The sequence below is a fragment of the Bradyrhizobium sp. SZCCHNS3052 genome, assembly GCF_032484495.1.
Taxonomy (GTDB): Bacteria; Pseudomonadota; Alphaproteobacteria; order Rhizobiales; family Xanthobacteraceae; genus Bradyrhizobium.
Genome location: NZ_JAUETB010000002.1, coordinates 285,773 through 304,788, shown reverse-complemented (window position 1 = coordinate 304,788; position 19,016 = coordinate 285,773). Strand labels below are relative to the sequence as shown.

Here is a 19,016-nt window from a genome sequence, read left to right as displayed (position 1 = left end):
TCACGAGTCGCATGTGCAGCAGCCTGCCGCGCCCGCCGAGTACGAATTCAAGCCGGCCTCCGCCATCGCGCAGACGCTGCTTGGCCCGGCCGGGCAGATCGATCCTGCCCCTCCTGCGCCGAGCGCCGATGCTCCGAGCGAGGCGCCGGGCCTCCTCGCGCACGGCGACGGCGAGGCAACGGTGGTCGCACAACTCTTCGACGTGAGCGCGCGGGCCCAGACGTCGGCCCAGGAGGCGGCCGAGCTAACGGCTCGGACGGTGGTCGCCGGCTCGACCTGGCAAGTCACCGAGACGTCCTTCCATCCGGCCCCAGCGATTGCGGGCAACGTCTCCGTCGAACCGGCGTATGCCGGGCCAAGCACCAACGAGACCGGATTCGTCCTCTCGATCAGCGTCGAGATGTGGTCAAGCGCCAGCGCATCGCTGCAGACATGGTCGTTCAGCAGCCTCGGAAAGCCCGCGACAGCGCAGGCCGGGCCGAGCGGCGCGCCCGCGCCGTCGCTTCAGGACGCAGTGACGGAAGCCATCGCCTCGGCGGTCAGTGCACAAGGTGCGACCAGCGCCCAGGTCGTTCAGGCGCTCGGCGGCAACTCCACGGGCGTGACGGGAGCCGGCATCAAGATCGGCGTCCTCTCCAGCAGCTTCAACAATCTCGGCGGCGCCGCTGCGGACGAAGCCGGCGGAGCCTTGCCTTCGGCCTCCAAGATTCAGATCCTCAAGGATATGCCATCGGGCGGGACGGACGAAGGCCGTGCGATGATGCAGGTCATCCACGACATTGCGCCTGACGCCAGTCTCGCCTTCTATACCGCGTTCCAGAGCGAACAGGACTTCGCCGACGGCATCATCGCGCTCGCCAATGCCGGCTGCAAGGTCATCGTCGACGATGTGAGCTATTCGGACGAGCCGTTCTTCCAGAACGGCGTTGTCGCCCAGGCCATTCAGACCGTTCAGGCCATGGGCGTGACCTATGTGACGTCGGCCGGCAACAACGGCAGCACGGCCTATCAGACGTCCTGGACCTCGATCTCCGGCAGCATCGGAGGAATGTACTACGATGGCAATGCGCTGAGCTTCGGCGGCAACATCGCGCAAACCATCACCGTGACCGCGGGCGCCAACCTGCTCGTGCAATGGGACGAGGCTTGGGGTCAAGCCGCGTCTCATCTCTCGGTCAACGTGTACCAGAATGGACAATATCTCGGACACGTTCCCAACAGTTATCAGAACCCGTGGATCGGCTTGCATTTCGCGGTCTCCGGCACCTACCAGATCGTCATTGCGGACGTTTCCGGCTCCACGCCATCGACGATCAAGGAGATCCTGGCAGGCAACGGCCTCCCGGTCTCCATCAGCGGCGCCAATATCGGAACTGTCTTCGGTCACGCGATGACCCCGGGGGTCATCACCGTCGGAGCCGTCGATGCCGCCAACACGCCTGCCTTTGGCGCAACACCGGTCTCGGAAAGCTTTTCATCGTCCGGCGCCGGGACCGAGATCCTGTTCGCCAACGACGGCACGCGCCTTACGACGCCGCTCCAGCTCAGCCCAGTCGTGGTCTCCGGCATCGACAACATCTCGACGACCGTCACCGGAATGACCGACTTCTACGGCACCTCCGCAGCCGCACCGAGCGTTGCCGCGATCGCGGCCTTGATCCTGACGGCCAACCCGACGCTGAGCTACGCCAACGTCTCGGAGATCCTGCAGCAGACGGCGGTGCCGATGGCCAATCCGGCGGTCGCCGGCGCGGGTCTCGCCCAGATCAATCCTGCCGTCGGATCGGCCCCCTATTTCGCCAACACCATCGTCGAGGCGCTCGGATCGATCAGCCTCGCCCAGGTCGGCGTCATCTACGATCTCAACACCATCGGTGCGAGCACATCGGTGGCGCTGCGGTTCAACGGCGCCAACGTCGTCGTTCACCAGCTCAGCAACTGGACGCCGATCGGCGTCGAAGCCAATGGAAGCGGCGGCTACGAAGTCGCCTGGACATTCCAGGGGCAGGATCTCTACACCGTCTGGAACGTGGACAGCAGCGGCAACTACATCGGCAACGCGATCGGCGCCGTCTCCGGAAGCTCGTCCGCTTTCGAAACATTCGAGACGGCGTTCCATCAGGATTTGAACGGCGACGGCACGATCGGCATTGTCAGCACGGTCATCGAGGCCGCGGGGGCCACGAGCCTGGTCCAGTCCGGCAACGGCTATTTCCTCAATCCGGTCGCGGGCGGGACAGGACCGCAGATCAGCTTCAACGGCAGCACCGTCAGCCCCGGGCAGCTGGGCGGCTGGACTCCGATCGCTGCAGAGGCCGTCGGCGGCGGCTATCAGATCGCCTGGAAGATGGCGGGCAGCGACCTCTACACCGTCTGGAACGTCGACAGCAGCGGCAACTACACGGGCAACGCCATCGGCGCGGTCAATGGCGCCAGCAGCGCGCTCGAGGCGCTGGAGCCGAACTTTCACCAGGACCTGAACGGCGACGGCACGATCGGCGTTCCGAGCACGGTCATCGAGGCCGCGGGATCGACAAGCCTGGTGCTGGCCGGGTCGAGCTATTTCCTCAATCCCGTCGGCGGCGGCACTGGTCCGCAGATCATGTTCGGCGGCAGCATCGTGACCGTCGGTCAGCTCGGCGGCTGGGCGCCGATCGCCGCGGAGCCGTCCGGCAGCGGCTATGAGATCGCCTGGAAAATGGCGGGCGCCGATCTCTACACCGTCTGGAACACCGACAGCAGCGGCAACTATACCGGCAACGTCATCGGCGCGGTTGCGGGAAGCTCCGCAGCCCTGGAAGCGCTGGAGCCCAGCTTCCACCAGGATCTGAACGGCGACGGCACCATCGGCGCCCCAAGCGTGACACCGAGCGGCAGCGTGATCGAAGCGCTCGGGTCTACCAGCCTGTCGCTGTCGGGCACGACCTACCTGATGGCGCCGGTGTCGGGAGGCACCGCAACGCAGGTCATGTTCGGCGGCAACGTCATCGTTGCCGGCCAGCTCGGCGGCTGGGCGGCGATCGCTGCGGAGGTCTCGGGCGGCGGCTATCAGGTCGCCTGGAAGATGGCCGGCGCCGACCTCTACACGGTCTGGAACACCGATAGCAGCGGCAACTACACCGGCAATGCCATCGGCGCCGTTTCCGGCAGCTCGACGTCCCTTGAAGCCCTCGAGAGCAGCTTCCATCAGGATCTGAATGGCGACGGCACGATCGGGATCCCGACCGTCAGCTCGGTGACGGCGAGCGCAGAGACGGCCACGACGTCGGGTGCGACCGACCTGGTCCTCGCCGCGCCTTCCTTCAGCGGCAATCTCATCGGATTCGGCGGCACCGCCGCTCAGATCGATCTCAAGAGCATCGCATTCACATCGCTTCAGATGCATTTCGACGAGACGAGCGGAATGCTGTCGCTGGGCGACGGGTCCAACAGCGCGTCGCTGCACTTCGTCGGCCCATTGTCGCAGGACAGCTTTCACTTCGCAGCGGACGGCCAGGGCGGCACTCTGATCTCCGGGACCTCGATCTCCGGCGCGGCATCCTCATCGGTGTCGCTGCAGGGACACGACACCTTCGTGTTCGCTGAGCATTTCGGTCAGGTGAACATCGCCGACTTTGCGGTCGGCACCGACAAGATCGTGTTCAGCCAGAGCATCTTCGCGGACCCGTCCACGCTGCAGGCCGCCATCCATGACGACGCCGCGGGCAACGCCGTCATCACCGATCCGGCACTCGACACCATCACGATTCAGCACGTGTCGACGGCCGAGCTGCTGTCTCATCTGTCGAGCTTCCATCTGGTCTGAGACCGGCGGCATTCGAGGCGTCGTCTCCGCCATTCCGCGGGCGAAGGGTGCCCGGCGGGCGGTTTCCGCCCGCCGCAGGACAGATAACGGCTCGCGCGAGGGCCGCTCTTGCCCTATACGGCGCTTCGATCATCCTACACCGTGAGTTTGATGCCCCCGCCCCGCTCCGCTTCGCCGCGCCGCCTGCTCTATGTGGCCAACGAGGATTACGCCTTCCTGATGCATCGCCTGCCGATGGCGCGCGCGGCGCGCGAGGCCGGCTACGAGGTGCATGTCGCGACCAACGTCAATGCCGGCGCCGCCGCGATCGCCGCCGAGCGGTTCGTGCTGCATCCGATCCCGTTCCAACGCGGCGGGCTGTCACCGTCATCAGCCCTGCCCACGATCCGCGCGATCCGCGCCGTCGAGGCTGCGATCAGCCCCGACGTGGTGCATCATTCCGGATTGCAGTCGAGCGTGCTCGGCTCGCTCGCCGCGCTTGGACGCACCACTCCGGTCGTCAACGCCATGACCGGCCTCGGCTATGTGTTCACATCGGCGAGCTGGCGCTCGCGTCTGCTCAAGCAGGGCCTGCTGTGGCTGCTGCCGCAGCTCATGAACCGGACACCGAGCTGCGTGCTGGTCCAGAATCCCGACGATCGCGAGGCGCTTCAAGCCATGGGCGTCCGGGGCGACAAGATCACGCTGATCCCGGGCTCGGGCGTCGACACCGACCGCTTCCAGCCGCTGCCAGAACCGGACGGGCCGATCACCTTCGGCTTCGCAGGACGGCTGCTGACCGACAAGGGCGTCCGCGCCCTGGTCGCTGCGCACCGCATGCTGCGCCAGCAGGGCCGCGACGACCAGTTGCTGATCGCCGGCTCGCCTGATCCGGCCAATCCTGCCTCGGTCTCGGCCGAGGAGGTCGAGGCCTGGCGGAAGGAACCCGGCATCACCCTGCTCGGCCAGATCAAGGACATCACCGAGCTCTGGCGCCGCTGCCACGTGGCCGTGCTGCCGTCGCATCGCGAAGGACTTCCGGTCAGCCTGCTGGAGGCCGCCGCCTGCGCCCGGCCGTTGATCTCCACCAATGCACCCGGCTGCCGCGAGATTGCGATCCACGACCAGACCGGACTCGCCGTGCCGGTCGAGGATGCGGCGGCGCTCGCGCAGGCGATGGCGCAGCTGGCGGCGTCGCCCGAGATGCGCGCACGTTATGGCGCGGCGGCCCGTCAACTGGTCGAGGACAAGCTCTCGGCCAGGATCATTGGCCGTTCGGTGGTGGCGCTCTATGATCGCCTCATCTCGGCCGCAGAGGTCTGCGGATGATCGCCGATCCCACCGCGGTCCTTGCCGCCATCGCCGTGCTCGCGGCCGCGATGTGCGCCATCCTGATCGTGCTGTTGCGTCCAGTGCTCCAACGCTACGCGCTGGCGCGGCCGAATGCGCGCTCGTCGCACAAGATCCCGACGCCGCAGGGGGCCGGCATTGCCGTGATCGGCGCCACGATCGTTGTCGGCGGCGCGTTCGCCTCCGTGGCCGGTTTCGCGCCGCTGCTGATGCTGTTCATCGCCGTGCCGATGCTGGCGCTGGTCGGCCTGATCGACGACATCAGGCCGATCCCGGTGCTGCCGCGCCTGGTCCTGCAGGGATTGGCCGTCGGCCTCGTCGTATTCACCGCGCCTGACGATCTCAGGCTGTTTCCGATCCCGCTGGCGGTCGAGCGCGCGCTGCTGCTGATCGCCGGCCTGTGGTTCGTCAACCTCGTCAACTTCATGGACGGGCTCGATTTGATGACCGTGGCCGAGGCGGTGCCGATCACGGCGGCGCTCGTCCTGTTTGGCCTCTCCGGTGAACTGCCCTGGCCGGCGACTGCCATCACTGCGGCGCTGGGTGGCGCCATGCTCGGCTTTGCGCCCTTCAACCGTCCCGTCGCAAAGGTCTTTCTCGGTGATGTCGGCAGCCTGCCGATCGGGCTGCTGCTCGGCTGGGGCCTGCTCCATCTTGCCTGGCAGGGCGACGTCGCAGCGGCGCTGCTGCTGCCGCTGTATTATCTGATCGACGCCACTTTCACCCTGTTGCGGCGGATGGCGCAGCGCGAGCCATTCTGGGCGGCGCACCGCACGCATTTCTATCAACAGGCCACCGATAACGGCTTCACCGTCTCGCGCGTCGTCAGCGAGGTGTTCATTCTCAATATCGTGCTTGCGACGCTCGCAGCCATCTCGGTCGCGCAGCGTTCCATGACGGTCGACGCCATCCTGCTCGTCTTCGGTCTCGGCGCCGTCACCTGGGTGCTGAGCCGCTTCTCGCGGCGGCGCCATTGAAGACTCAGGCCGCGCTCGAGCCGAATTCCGGCACCGCATCCTTCAGCACCGACTTGATCGTCACTGGATCATTGCGCGCGATCGCCTGATCGAGCGCCGCGATCCAGGCCTTCAGCGTCGGCATCGGCGGCTCGTTCGGGTTGGCGGCCATGATGCCGGCGACACCGATCTCGACCGGCGGCTCCTCGCTCGCAAACAGGATTTCGTTGAGGCGCTCGCCGGGCCGGATGCCCGTGAACACGATCTCGACGTCGTAGCCCGGCTGCAGGCCGGACAGGCGAATCATGCGCTCGGCCAGTTCGACGATGCGGACCGGCTGGCCCATGTTCAGCACATAGACCGAGACGTCCGGGCGCTGCGGCGCCAGCGCATGGGAGGCCGCGGTGATCACGAGATCGCAGGCCTCGCGGATGGTCATGAAATAGCGCACCATGTCCGGGTGCGTCACCGTGACAGGACCGCCCGCCTCGATCTGGGCCTTGAACTTCGGCACCACCGAGCCGTTCGACGCCAAAACGTTGCCGAAGCGCACCGAGATCAGCCGCATCGGCGGCCGTCCCACCGGCCGGTCGGCGAGCTGGCGATCGAGCGCCTGGCAGTACATTTCGGCGAAGCGCTTGGTGAGGCCGAGCATCGACACCGGCTCGATCGCCTTGTCGGTCGAGATCATCACCATGGCCTCGGCCCCTGAGGCCACCGCGGCATCGGCCACGTTGATCGAGCCGAAGATGTTGGTCTTGACGCCCTCGCTCCAGTCGCGCTCGAGGATCGGCACATGCTTCAGGGCGGCGGCATGGAAGACCAGATCCGGCTTGAACTCGCCGATCAGCGCGAACACCCGGTCGCGATCGCGGATGTCGGCGATGCGCCCCTCGACGGCGACGGCAGCCTCGGGATCGGCCGCGAGCACCTCGGTGATCGCGTAGAGCGCCGGCTCGGAATTCTCCAGAATGAGCAGCCGCGCCGCGCCGAATGCCACGACGCGCTGGCAGATCTCGGCCCCGATCGAGCCGCCGCCGCCGGTGACGACCACCGCCTTGCCACGCACCAGCGCTTCGAGACGTCCGTAATCGATCTTCTCGCTCGGCCGCAGCAGGAGGTCCTCGACCGCGACCGGCGCGAGCCTCGGCGCATCGCCGCTCTCCAGCGACGGCAGGCGGCTCACGATCAGGCGCAACCGGCGCGCCCGCATCAGGAAGGTTTCCGGATGACAGTCCGGATCGAACGCCGTCGGCATCATCAGGGCGCGCGCGATCGGCCGGTCGCGGCGGGCGAAGTCGGCCGCGACATCCTCGACATCGTCGATGCCGCCCAGCACCGGCACGCCGCGGATCAACTGCCCCCGGTCGGCGGCCGATGGCGAGAGAATGCCGATCGGCCAGATCCGCTTGACCGCGCCGCTCTCGATGCCGCGCAGCACGACCTCGGCGTCGGCAGCACGGCCGATCAGGAGCGCGGGGGCAGCGTCCTCGGACCGCGCGTGCCGTCGCACCCGCGTGTAGCGGAAGTAGCGATAGGCGAAACGCAGCGCGCTCAGCGCAAAGATCTCCAGGAACCAGTAGAGAATGATCGTGAGCTTGCCGAAGAAGAAGGTGCCGCGGACGTTCGGCGCAACGATGATGTAGTCGAGAACCAGCAGCGCCAGCGTCAGCACGGTCGCGACTCGGACGATGTTCAGCGCGTCCGGCAGCGAGATGAACCGCCACTTCGTCGTCAGAAGGCTCGAGAAGTAGAAGACGACGAAGCTGAAGGCGATGAAGTACGGCAGGATCTGCAAGAGCAGCGGCACCCGCTCCCAGAAGGTGCTGGCGCCTTCGAAGCGGATATAGAACGCCGCGAACAGCGCGACGACGCTGACCAGGAGGTCATGCGCGGCGATCAGCATATTCCGGTAGGTCAGTTGAGACGGACGCGTCATGGTTCGAGCGTCCCCTGCCTAGCATCAGGCGGCGTCCGCGATCGCCACACCATTCCGCCGGCCACGCCGACGCCGATCACGTACATCCACCCCTCGTGGAAATCGAAGATGTGGGAATTGAACAGCGAGGTGAAGATGTTCTGCACGACGACGAGCAGCCCGATCCAGGGCACCAGCCCGTCGCCGCGGAACAACAGAAGGTGCACGGCCCACATCGCGTAGAGAATCACGATCCCGAGCGCCCCCCATTGGACCGCCACGTAGAGCGTCTGATTGTGCGGATTGCTGACGACCTGGCTCGAGGAGAGGTCGCGCGACCCGCTCGCGGCCAGCTCGAACAGATGACGCGTCGAGCCCGAGCCGTGCCCGATCAGCGGCGCGTCGGCCAGGAACCGCAACGACTTGCGCCAGAACTCGAGCCGCTCGCCGATCGACGTCACCGCGCGATCGTTCCTGTAGTCCTGATATTGGCTCGTGAACGTCGCCACCTTGCCCTGCAATTGCGGGGACACGGTCCATGCCGCGAGGCCCAGCGCAAGGGCAACGGCCGCGATCAGCAGGTTGGCACGCCATTTCAGGTGGATCAGCCCGAACACCGCAAGCAGGATCGGGATCGTCACCAGCGCGGTACGCGAGACAACGATGAAGATCATGTTGGCGAGGAACGCGATCATGATCGCAGTGAGCAGGCCGGCCGGAAGGAAGCGGCGGGCGCGCAGCAACCGGGCGATCGGATAGGCCAGCGCCACGGCGCAGAGCGAGAACTCCTGGCCCTGGTCGATGTAGTTCTTCACGAAGATGCCGCGATCGGCATTGGCCTTGAGCGCGAGCGCAGGATTGAACGCGACCGCGGTCGACACCACGACCATCAGCACGCAGGAGGCGAGAAACGCGGTGAAGACCCACAGGCCGCGCTCCGACCGCTGGAAATGGTAGAGCAGCGCGGGCAGCACCAGAAGCTTGGCCGCAGGTCCCACCGCGTAGAACCGCGCGCCCCATGCGACGTCCGACCACAGCGTTCCCACCAGCGCCAGCAGGAACAGCGCGATCGGCGCCAGCGCGATCGGCCGCTTCAGGACCTGCAGCAGACGCTCGACATCGAGAAACGGCACCATCGTGATCAGCATGACGACGCCGAGGATCGACACCAGCGAGGTCGACCACGGCAGCGAGGCCGCCAGCAGAATCGCCACGACATCGACCGTCGTCCGCCACGCCGCCGGATCGCGCCAGCGGCGCGCCAGCAGCGCCGGGCCGGGATGACCTGCCAGCGCGCTCATCGCGCCTCGCTCCGGGCGCGATCGACCAGCGCGGTCGTGCTGTGCCCTTTCAGGATGTCGATCAGGATCACCTCGCCGCCGCCGGCCTCGACGACCTCATGCCCCACCACCTGCTCGCGCGTATAGTCGCCGCCCTTGACCAGGACGCTCGGCCGGACCAGCTCGATCAAGCGGAGCGGCGTGTCCTCGGCGAAGATGGCGACGAGGTCCACCGCCTCGAGCGCGGCCAGGACCTCGGCGCGCGCGCGCTCGTCCTGCACGGGCCGGCTTTCGCCCTTCAGCCGCTTGACGGAGGCATCGCTGTTCAGCCCGACCACGAGCCGGTCGCAGGCGGCGCGCGCCGCGGTCAGCACCTTGACGTGGCCGGGATGCAGAATGTCGAAGCAGCCATTGGTAAAGCCCACGCGCAGGCCCTCTCCCCGCCAGACCTCGACGCGGGCGGCGAGCTCGTCATCGCTCTCGATGATCTTCTCCTCAGCGGCACGATAGGCATGCGGCAGGATCTTTCGGCGCAGCTCGGCCGATGTCACGCTGGCGGTGCCGTGCTTGCTGACGGCCACCGCCGCCGCGGCGCTCGCCATCCGCAACGCATCCGCCCAGGCGGCGCCGGCCGCGAGCGTCGCGGCAAGCACCGCAACAACCGTGTCGCCGGCGCCGGAGACGTCGCGCACCTTCACGGGATAGGCCGGCACGTGAATCGGATCGCCCTCGCGCGGGACCAGCGTCATGCCGCGCTCGCTCTGCGTCACCAGGATCGCCTCGCAGTCCGCGAGATAGATCGCATCCTGCGCGGCCGCGGCGATCTCCTGTTCGGTCTCGGCGCGGCTGCGGGTCGCTTCCGAAAACTCCTTGCGGTTCGGCGTCAGCACGCTCGCGCCGCGATAGATCGCGAGATTCGCGCTCTTGGGATCGACGATGACGCGCTTGCCGGCCTTGCGCGTCGCGTCGATCACGTTGCGCAACACGCGCGCCGTGAGCACGCCCTTGGCGTAGTCCGACAGCAGCACGATATCGGCCCGCGCGATCAGTGGCAGGATGGCCTCGATCAGCTTCTGCTCGATCTCGCCGGCCGCCGGTGCGGCGCGCTCCCAGTCGGCGCGGAGCATGTGGGTGGAGAAATGCTCGGAGACGAAGCGCACCTTGCGCGTCGTCGGCCGCGAAGGATCACGGACAAGCACGCTCTCGATGCCGCCCTCCTTGGCGAGCTCGGCCTCCAGCTGGTCGCCGGCCGCATCCTGCCCGACGAGACCGACGAAGATGCAGCGGGCGCCGAGCGCGGCGATGTTGCGCGCGACGTTGCCGGCACCGCCGATAGTGGTCTCGCTTCGCTGGACCGCGATGACCGGCGCCGGCGCCTCGGGGGAAATCCGCGACACCTCGCCATAGACGAACTCGTCCAGCATCAGGTCGCCGATGCACAGCACCGTCTGGCGGGCGATCGCTTGCGAGAGATCGTCAAAGTCGAACATCAGCGGCAGTCTCGGTGCAATGGTCGGAACCAGATCGTCTAGCGGAAGCGGTCGGCGGAATCGAGATAGTTCCGGATATAGCCAGCGACCGCATCCTCGAGCGACGTGAAGCCGCCGTTGTAGCCGGCCGCCAACAGCCGGTCGACCTTGCTCTGGGTGAAATACTGGTAGCTGCCGCGAATCGCTTCGGGCATGTCGATGTACTCGATCCGCGGCGTCGCACCGAGCGTAGCATAGGCCGCCAGCATCATGTCCTTGAAGCTGCGCGCCTGGCCCGTGCCGACGTTGAACAGGCCCGAGACGGAGGGAGAGGCCAACAGCCACAGCATCACGCGGACGACGTCGTCGACATGGATGAAGTCGCGGCGCTGGTCGCCGTCGGCGATGCCTTCGCGGTGCGACTTGAACAGTTGCAGGGTGTGTCCGGCCTTGATGTCGTCGAAGCGGCGGGTCAGCACGCTCATCATCGATCCCTTGTGGTACTCGTTGGGACCGAACACGTTGAAGAACTTCAACCCGGCATATTGCGGCGGCAGCCTCTCGCCGCGCTCGGCGCGCGCGGCCACCGCCATGTCGAACAGATGCTTGCTCCAGCCATAGAGATTCATCGGCCGCAACGTCTTCAGCGCCGCCAGCGACGGCTCATCGACGAAGCCCTGCGCGCCGTCGCCATAGGTCGCCGCCGACGAGGCGTAGATGAACGGCGTGGTGTTGGCCGTACACCAGTCGAGCAGGCGCAAGGAACTGCGGAAGTTGCGCTCCATCACGAGATCGCCGTCGACCACCGTGGTCGCGGAGATCGCGCCCATGTGCAGGACGGCCTCGAGCCGGCGCCCCTTCAGCCAGACGTCCAGATCGGAAGGCGGCACGACGTCGGCCAGCTGCCGCTTGGCCAGGTTGCGCCACTTGCCCTCGCTGCCGAGCGTGTCACAGACCACGACATCGGTCCGGCCGGCGTCGTTCAGCGCCGCGACCAGATTCGATCCGATAAACCCGGCGCCGCCGGTCACCAGCAACATTCCGCAACCCGTCCTGATCCCGAAAACCCCGGCCCTCGCGTAGCGCATGCGGCGGCAAAGTGTAAGCGCTTTGGTGACGGCCCGCTCGGCCCACTTTACCTGCGGCGGCCGAGCGGCTACCAGCGCGCCTGAGCTAGGCAGACAAAGAATGAATTCGAATTCGGCCAAGGTCGAGGTGGACGCGGCGGACACCAGCCCGATCCTGATCATCCCCTATATGTGGATCGGCGATTTCGTGCGCGGCCACACCGTGGTGCGGGTGCTCAAGGAGCGCTGGCCGAATCGGCCGGTCGACCTGCTGGTGACGTCGCTGTGCGCGCCGCTGGTCGATTACATGCCCGGGGTCCGCTCCGGCATCGTCTGGGATCTGCCGCGCAGCCGGCTGGCGCTCGGCCGACAATGGCAGCTCGCCGCGATGTTGCGCGAACGTCGCTATCGGACCGCCCTGGTGATGCCGCGGACCTGGAAATCGGCGCTGGCACCGGCGCTGGCCGGCATCCCCGAGCGGGTGGGCTTCGTCGGCGAGATCCGCTTCGGCCTGCTCAACCGCTGGCGCTGGGGCGAGAAGGCGCTGCCCCGCTTCATCGACAAGAATGCCGCGCTGGCGCTGCCCGACGGGGCGCCGCTGCCGCCGGAATGGCCGGTCCCGCAGCTGCGGGTGCCGCCTGAGGACGTCGCGCGCTGGCGCGAGGCCAATGGCCTGGGGACCCGCCCGGCCGTGGCGCTGGCACCGGGATCGGTGGGTGCCGCCAAGCGCTGGCCCTATTACGGCGAGGCGGCCCGGCTGCTGCGCGAGGCCGGCCTCGACGTCTGGGTGGTCGGCGGCCCTGGCGAGAAGGCGCTCGCCGCCGAGATCGTCGCCGCCGGCGGCCCGGACGTCCGCGACCTCACCGGAACCGACCTTCGCAACGGCATCCTGGCCATGGCGGCGGCCAGCGTCGCGATCTCCAATGATTCGGGGCTCATGCACATCGCCGCGGCGCTGGGGACGCCGACCATGGGCATCTTCGGGCCGACCAGCCCATACCATTGGGCGCCGCTGAACGGCCTCGCGGCGACGGTCCAGACCAGGACACAGGTCCCCTGCCAGCCCTGCCACCGGCCGGTCTGCCGGATGAACGACCACCGCTGCATGCGCGACATTCCGGCGACCGATGTCGCCGCCATCGCCCAGCAGGTCCTTGCCGACGCGGCAATACGGGTCGTGCACTAGCTTGCGAAGCGACACCGCGCCCCATACACCGGCCCTGACGTAACCTGAGCCGCCCACGTGACCCGCGCCCTCAACCCGATCGCCAACCATCTCGCCCGCTCCCGCGCCGCCATGGAACGCGCGGCCGACGATGCCGCGATGCTCGCCAGCGCCGGGCGGATCGCAACGAAAATCATCTCTGCGCTGCGTCGCGGCCACAAGCTGCTGATCGTCGGCAATGGCGGCAGCGCGGCGGACGCGCAGCACATCGCCGCCGAGATCGTCGGCCGCTACAGGCAGGAGCGGCCCGCCTATGCCGCGATCGCGCTGACGACCGATACCTCGGCGCTGACGGCGATCGGCAACGACTACGGCTTCGATCACGTCTTCGCCCGCCAGGTCGAAGGGCTCGGTACACCGGGCGACGTGCTGCTGGCGATCTCGACCTCCGGTCGATCGCCGAGCATCCTCAACGCGCTGCGCAAGGCGCGCGAGCGCGGACTGGTCACGGTCGGCTTCACCGGCGCCAAGGGCCTCCCGATGGGCGAATTGTGTGACGAGCTGCTGGTGGCGCCGAGCGACGACACGCCGCTGATCCAGCAGATCCATCTCGCGACGGCGCATGGCATCTGCGAGATGATCGAGGCGGCGCTGATGCAGGACGAGGGCTAGATGACGACCGCTCAGCTCAAGCCGGCGGCGTTTCTCGACCGCGACGGCGTCATCAACCACGACGACAACTACATCGGCTCGCCCGATCGCATCCGCTGGATGCCGAACGTGGCGCAGGCGATCCGGCGGCTCAACGACTCCGGCTATCACGTGTTCCTGTTCACCAACCAGTCCGGCGTGGCGCGCGGGCTGTTCTCGGAGGATGACGTCACGGGCCTGCACGACTGGATGCGGGCCGAGCTCGCGGCGCAGGGGGCTGTCATCGACGACGTCCGCTACTGCCCCTACCACACCGAAGGCTCCGTCGAGCGCTATCTGCGCGAGCATCCCTGGCGCAAGCCGGCGCCCGGCATGATCCTCGACCTGATGCAGCACTGGCCCATCAGGCGCGAGGGCAGCTTCGTGATCGGCGACCGCGCCTCCGACATCGCGGCGGCCGAAGCCGCCGGCCTGCCCGGCTTCCTGTTCGCCGGCGGCGATCTCGATGCGTTCGTCGCCGAAATCATCGCTCAGACCAGTTCGCGATAGACGGCTGCGATCTTGTCGGCCTCGGCCTCGAGGCTGAATTTCTCCACCACGCGCGTCCGGGCCCGCGCGCCCATCGTCTGTGCGGCATCCGGATCCCGCATCAATGGCTCGAGCGCTGCGACCAGCGCATCGACGTCGCCGGGCGGGACCAGCACGCCTGTGAGGCCCTCCTCGACCACGATCTCCGCCGCGCCGGCGCGCGCCGCGACCAGGGCGGCTCCTGCCGCCATCGCCTCGATCAGCGTGAGACCAAAGCCTTCGTTGCGCGAGGTGAAGGCGTAGATCGTGAGACGCTGGTACCAGCGCTGCACGTCGGCGATGTCAAGCTCGCCGGTGATGACGATGCGCTGCTCCAGGCCCGCGGCGGCGATCTGCTTCTTCAGCTCGCTCGCGAACGGCATCTGCTCCGGCGTCACGGCGCCGACCAGCACCGCGGAAAAATCCGGAAAACGCGGCAGCAGCCGGCACATCGCCGCGACGAACACGTCGCTGCCCTTCTGCGCGCGGACGCGGCCGAAGCAGCCGATGGCAAATTTGCCCGGCAGTCCGCTCTCGGCGAAGGCCGCGGCGCGATCCGCCGGCGGGGAATACACGTCGGTGTCGACGCCATGCGTCACCACCGTCGCTTCGCCCTTCAGATAGGACGCCGAGATGTCGCTGGTCGCGATGATCGCATCCATGCGGCGGATCAGCCAGCGCGTGATCCAGCTGTGATGGCGCTGCGCGGCCGAGGTGAACACCAGCTTCAACGGCCAGCCGAGCGCCCGCATGATCACGCCGACGATCATCTCGTCGTTGCGGCGGGCATGCCAGATCAGCGGCCGCCGCCGGCCCCACAACTTGAACAGATCGCTCGCGCGCATCCGCGCGATCCCTTCGGGCGCGTAGGAGCCGAGCCACGCCGCGCGCACCAGCCTCGCCAGCTTCGGCGCCACCATCCGGTTGGTCGCCGTCACGCCGGAATAGCGCCGGTGCAGGTTGGGCACGATCACGTCGAGATCTGCGGCGGAAAACGGCTCGGCTTGCACACTCAACTCCAATTGCAGCGGTTCCCTATACGCAACATTAAGCATCGCCGCCAGTTCGCTATGCACGCAACAGGTCGTTCATTTCGCGGGCGTTAGTCTGCAGCAAAACAAACAGGGATCGCGTCAAACAATGACCGTGCTCGTGACCGGCGGCGCCGGCTATATCGGCAGCCACATGGTGCTCGCGCTGGCGGAAGCCGGCGAAAGCGTCGTGGTGATCGACAACCTTTCGAGCGGCTTTTCCGCCTTCGTGCCCGACGGCGTGCCGCTGTTCATCGGCGATGCCGGCGATGAAAATCTCGTCGACGGCGTCATCGGCCAGCACGGCGTCGACAGCATCATCCATCTGGCGGGCTCGGTCGTGGTGCCGGAATCGGTGCGCGATCCGCTGCTCTACTACCGCAACAACACCATGACCACGCGCAGCCTGTTGAATGCGGCGGTCAAGCGCGGCGTCAGCCGCTTCGTGTTCTCCTCGACCGCGGCCGTCTACGGCAATCCGGACGAGGTGCCGGTGCCCGAGAGCGCGCCGACCCGTCCGACCTCGCCCTACGGCACCTCGAAGCTGATGGCCGAGATCATACTGCACGACGTGGCCTCGGCACATGACCTCAACTACGTGGTGCTGCGCTACTTCAACGTCGCCGGCGCCGATCCCTTCGGACGAGCCGGGCTTGCCACCGTCGGGGCGACGCACCTGATGAAGATCGCGATGGAGGTCGCCACCGGCCAGCGCGCCAAGATCGACGTCTACGGCACCGATTATCCGACCCCCGACGGCACCTGCATCCGCGATTTCATCCATGTCTGCGATCTCGCCCAGGTGCACCGCTCCGCGCTGGCCTATCTGCGCGCCGGCGGCAGCTCGGTCACGCTGAATTGTGGGTACGGCCGCGGCTATTCCGTGCTCGAGACCATCGAGGCCGTCCGGCGCGTCTCCGGCCGCGCCATTCCCGTCCAATACGCGCCGCGGCGCCCCGGCGACATCATGAGCATGGTCGCCGACACCAGCCGTCTGAAGGCGCTGCTCGACTGGACGCCGATCTATGACGATCTGGAAACGATCGCCGCCCATGCGCTGGCCTGGGAGGAGAAACTGTTCCTGGAACGCCACAGCGGCACGCTGCAGCGGGCCTCGGCCTAGAATCAACGACTTAGCCGGAGGCCGGGGGGCTTGAAAAAGCCGCCCCGAGCGGGCAAGCACTGCTGTCCGCCCGGCGATTTGTCCCGGCGGCCAGGGACCAGAATGGCCGAATTTCCGAAGAAGATCACCGACGATCCCTATGGCGCCGCGATCCTGATCCGCCGCCTCGTGATGGAACAGGGCATCCTCTACTGGCGTCGCTATCTCACCGCCTTCGCGCTGATGGCGGTCTCGGCCGGCGCCAGCGCCGGCGCCGCCTACATCCTCGGCCAGGTCATCAACAAGGCCTATGTCGACAAGAGCATCCCCGGCATCGCGGTGCTCTCCGGCGTCACCGTGCTGCTCTTGTTCGTCAAGGGCGTCTCGACCTACGGCTACGCGGTGATCCTGTCGAAGATCTCGAACGCGATCCTCGCCAACAACCAGCGCGCGCTGTTCGCGAAGCTGATGAGCGAGAGCATCGGCTTCTTCTCCGAGCGGCACTCGTCGGAGTTCCTGGCACGCCTCACCGCCGGCGCCAAGTCGATCACCGACGTCCTGACCATGCTGATCAACGCGATCGGCCGCGACCTGCTGCTCTTGATCAGCATGATCGCCGTGATGGTCGCGCAGGACCCCTGGATGTCGCTGCTCGGCCTCGTCGTCGTGCCGCCGGCCATGCTGGTGCTGCGCAAGCTGGTCAAGCGCATCAAGGGCCTCGCCCACAGCCAGTTCACCGGCAATGCCGACATCCTGGAGACCATGCAGGAATCGCTGCAGGGCATCCGCACCGTCAAGGCGTTCACGCTCGAGGACGCGATGCGCGCCCGCATCGACGAGAACATCGCGGTGGTCGAGCGCAACGCCAACAAGATGGCCCGCGTCTCCAACCGTTCCAACCCGCTGATGGAGATGCTGGGCGGCTTCGCGGTCGCCGGCTGTTTGATGTATGGCGGCTATGCCGTGGTCGCGCTCAACGCCACGCCCGGCCAGTTCTTCTCCTTCATGACCGCCTTCCTGATGGCGACCGAGCCGGCCAAACGGCTGGCGCGGCTCAACATCGATCTCAACAGCCAGCTCGTCGGCGCGCGCATGCTGCTCGAAGTGGTCGACAGCCCCGCCAGCGAGCAGCCTGACGACGACAAGCCGGCGCTGAAGCTGACGCAGGCCAAGATCGAGCTGCGCGACGTCTCCTTCGCCTATCGCGACAACGAGCCGGTGCTCAACCGCATGAGCTTCACGGCCGAGCCCGGCAAGGTCACTGCTTTGGTCGGCCCGTCCGGCGGCGGCAAGTCGACGGTGCTGGCGCTGCTGCTGCGCTTCTACGAGGCGACCGCGGGCGACATCCTGATCGACGGCCAGTCGATCGCGCAGGTCTCGCGCCGCTCCCTGCGCGAGCAGGCCGCCTATGTCGGCCAGGACGTCTACCTGTTCCGCGACTCGATCCGCGCCAACATCGCCTTCGGCAAGCCGGGCGCGACCGAGGCCGAGATCATCGAGGCGGCGAAGGCGGCCTGCGCGCACGACTTCATCATGAGCTTCCCGCTTGGCTACGACACGCCGGTCGGCGAGCACGGCACCCAGCTCTCCGGCGGCCAGCGCCAGCGCATCGCGGTCGCCCGCGCGCTGATCCGCAACGCGCCGATCATCCTGCTCGACGAGGCCACCGCGGCGCTGGATTCCGAATCCGAGCGCCAGGTGCAGGAGGCGATCGAGCATCTCTGCCAGAACCGCACCACCATCGTCATCGCGCATCGCCTGCACACCATCATGAACGCCGACGCCATCCTGGTGGTCGAGGCCGGCGAGATCGTCGAGCGCGGCCGGCATGACGATCTGTTGCGCCGTGGCGGCCGCTATGCTTCGTTCTTCCGCCTGCAACAGCGCGACATGGGGCCGAACGTCATCCCCATGACCGCGACGTCCTGAACCGCTTATTTCACCGCACCCGAGATCCATTTCATGAGCGCCTCCACCGTCATCCCGGCCTTCCCGCAGCCTTCGCTTCCCGTCGTCGGCGAAGCCGGTGTCTTCCCGGTCCGCCGCATCTGGTGCGTCGGCCGCAACTATCTCGAGCACATCCGCGAGATGGGCAATGACGAGCGCGACCCGCCGTTCTTCTTCGCCAAGCATGCCGACATGCTGGAGCCGGAGGGCGCCGTGATCCCCTACCCGCCGCTGACCCAGGACATGCATCACGAGGTCGAGCTGGTGGTCGCGCTGAAGAGCGGCGGCCTCAACATCCCCACCGACAAGGCGCTCGACCACGTCTACGGCTACGCCGTCGGCATCGACCTCACCCGCCGCGACCTGCAGCTCGCCTCCCGCAAGATGCAGCGCCCCTGGGAGGTCGGCAAATCGTTCGACCATTCCGCGCCCTGCTCGGCGGTGGTGCCCGCGGCCAAGATCGGCCACCCCGCGAAGGGCAAGATCTGGCTGTCGGTCAACAGCACCGAGCGCCAGACCGGCGACCTCTCCGAGCTGATCTGGAACGTGCCGGAGATCATCTGGAAGCTGTCCCAGCAGGTCGAGCTCGCCGCCGGCGACATCATCATGACCGGCACGCCCGCGGGCGTCGCGGCGGTCGTTCCGGGCGACAAGATCGAATGCGGCGTCGACGGCGTGGGCACACTGAAGGTCTCGATCGGGCCTGCGGCGGCGTAAGCCGACGCGCCC

At 67.3% G+C, this 19,016-nt stretch carries 14 protein-coding genes; 9 read left to right on the top strand and 5 right to left on the bottom strand.

What is annotated here, in order from left to right:
- The first annotated feature begins 13 nt into the window (after window positions 1-13).
- The 3 genes from QX073_RS09610 (at window position 14) to QX073_RS09600 (ending at window position 6,111) form a co-directional block, all read left to right on the top strand.
- A complete protein-coding gene (locus QX073_RS09610; protein WP_316225666.1) occupies window positions 14-3,805 on the top strand; it encodes a S8 family serine peptidase in 3,792 nt (1,263 codons plus the stop codon).
- A 150-nt stretch (window positions 3,806-3,955) separates the two neighbouring features.
- Window positions 3,956-5,113: a glycosyltransferase family 4 protein gene (locus QX073_RS09605; RefSeq protein ID WP_316225665.1), complete on the top strand. Its 1,158-nt coding sequence runs from the start codon at window positions 3,956-3,958 to the stop codon at window positions 5,111-5,113.
- Entirely contained in the window at window positions 5,110-6,111 is a 1,002-nt protein-coding gene (locus QX073_RS09600; RefSeq protein ID WP_316166174.1) for a glycosyl transferase, read from the top strand. The genes QX073_RS09605 and QX073_RS09600 overlap by 4 nt, the downstream gene beginning before the upstream one ends.
- A gap of 4 nt (window positions 6,112-6,115) precedes the next feature.
- On the opposite strand, the gene QX073_RS09595 is transcribed toward QX073_RS09600, so the two are convergent.
- The 4 genes from QX073_RS09595 to rfaD are packed head-to-tail and all read right to left on the bottom strand — an operon-like array spanning window position 6,116 to window position 11,797.
- Window positions 6,116-8,029, bottom strand: coding sequence for a nucleoside-diphosphate sugar epimerase/dehydratase (locus QX073_RS09595; RefSeq protein WP_315825085.1), 1,914 nt, complete (start codon window positions 8,027-8,029; stop codon window positions 6,116-6,118).
- Entirely contained in the window at window positions 8,026-9,309 is a 1,284-nt protein-coding gene (locus tag QX073_RS09590) for an O-antigen ligase family protein (RefSeq protein WP_316225664.1), read from the bottom strand. The genes QX073_RS09595 and QX073_RS09590 overlap by 4 nt, the downstream gene beginning before the upstream one ends.
- On the bottom strand, window positions 9,306-10,778 hold the full coding sequence (rfaE1, locus tag QX073_RS09585; protein WP_316166172.1) for a D-glycero-beta-D-manno-heptose-7-phosphate kinase: 1,473 nt from the start codon (window positions 10,776-10,778) through the stop codon (window positions 9,306-9,308). Before rfaE1 ends, QX073_RS09590 begins: the two co-directional genes overlap by 4 nt.
- A gap of 38 nt (window positions 10,779-10,816) precedes the next feature.
- Window positions 10,817-11,797 carry an ADP-glyceromanno-heptose 6-epimerase gene (gene rfaD / locus QX073_RS09580; RefSeq protein ID WP_315768713.1) on the bottom strand — a complete coding sequence of 327 codons (981 nt, stop codon included), beginning with the start codon at window positions 11,795-11,797 and terminating at the stop codon, window positions 10,817-10,819.
- A gap of 148 nt (window positions 11,798-11,945) precedes the next feature.
- Here rfaD and waaF point away from each other — a divergent pair, with 148 nt between their 5' ends.
- The 3 genes from waaF (at window position 11,946) to QX073_RS09565 (ending at window position 14,189) form a co-directional block, all read left to right on the top strand.
- Window positions 11,946-13,010, top strand: coding sequence for a lipopolysaccharide heptosyltransferase II (gene waaF / locus QX073_RS09575; protein WP_316225663.1), 1,065 nt, complete (start codon window positions 11,946-11,948; stop codon window positions 13,008-13,010).
- A gap of 111 nt (window positions 13,011-13,121) precedes the next feature.
- Window positions 13,122-13,661, top strand: coding sequence for a D-sedoheptulose 7-phosphate isomerase (locus tag QX073_RS09570; RefSeq protein ID WP_409998677.1), 540 nt, complete (start codon window positions 13,122-13,124; stop codon window positions 13,659-13,661).
- Complete coding sequence (locus tag QX073_RS09565) at window positions 13,662-14,189, top strand: HAD family hydrolase (protein ID WP_316225662.1); 528 nt, start codon at window positions 13,662-13,664, stop codon at window positions 14,187-14,189.
- On the opposite strand, the gene QX073_RS09560 is transcribed toward QX073_RS09565, so the two are convergent.
- Complete coding sequence (locus QX073_RS09560; protein WP_316225661.1) at window positions 14,171-15,217, bottom strand: glycosyltransferase family 4 protein; 1,047 nt, start codon at window positions 15,215-15,217, stop codon at window positions 14,171-14,173. The two genes, QX073_RS09565 and QX073_RS09560, sit on opposite strands and share 19 nt — an antisense overlap.
- A gap of 130 nt (window positions 15,218-15,347) precedes the next feature.
- Between QX073_RS09560 and galE the strand changes: the two genes are divergently transcribed.
- The 3 genes from galE (at window position 15,348) to QX073_RS09545 (ending at window position 19,004) form a co-directional block, all read left to right on the top strand.
- Window positions 15,348-16,361: a UDP-glucose 4-epimerase GalE gene (gene galE, locus QX073_RS09555; protein WP_315712853.1), complete on the top strand. Its 1,014-nt coding sequence runs from the start codon at window positions 15,348-15,350 to the stop codon at window positions 16,359-16,361.
- A gap of 102 nt (window positions 16,362-16,463) precedes the next feature.
- Window positions 16,464-18,269 carry an ABC transporter ATP-binding protein gene (locus QX073_RS09550; protein ID WP_316166166.1) on the top strand — a complete coding sequence of 602 codons (1,806 nt, stop codon included), beginning with the start codon at window positions 16,464-16,466 and terminating at the stop codon, window positions 18,267-18,269.
- Between the two features lie 33 nt (window positions 18,270-18,302).
- Window positions 18,303-19,004 (top strand): fumarylacetoacetate hydrolase family protein, encoded by a 702-nt coding sequence (locus tag QX073_RS09545; RefSeq protein ID WP_316225660.1) that lies wholly within the window; start codon window positions 18,303-18,305, stop codon window positions 19,002-19,004.
- Window positions 19,005-19,016: the final 12 nt, after the last annotated feature.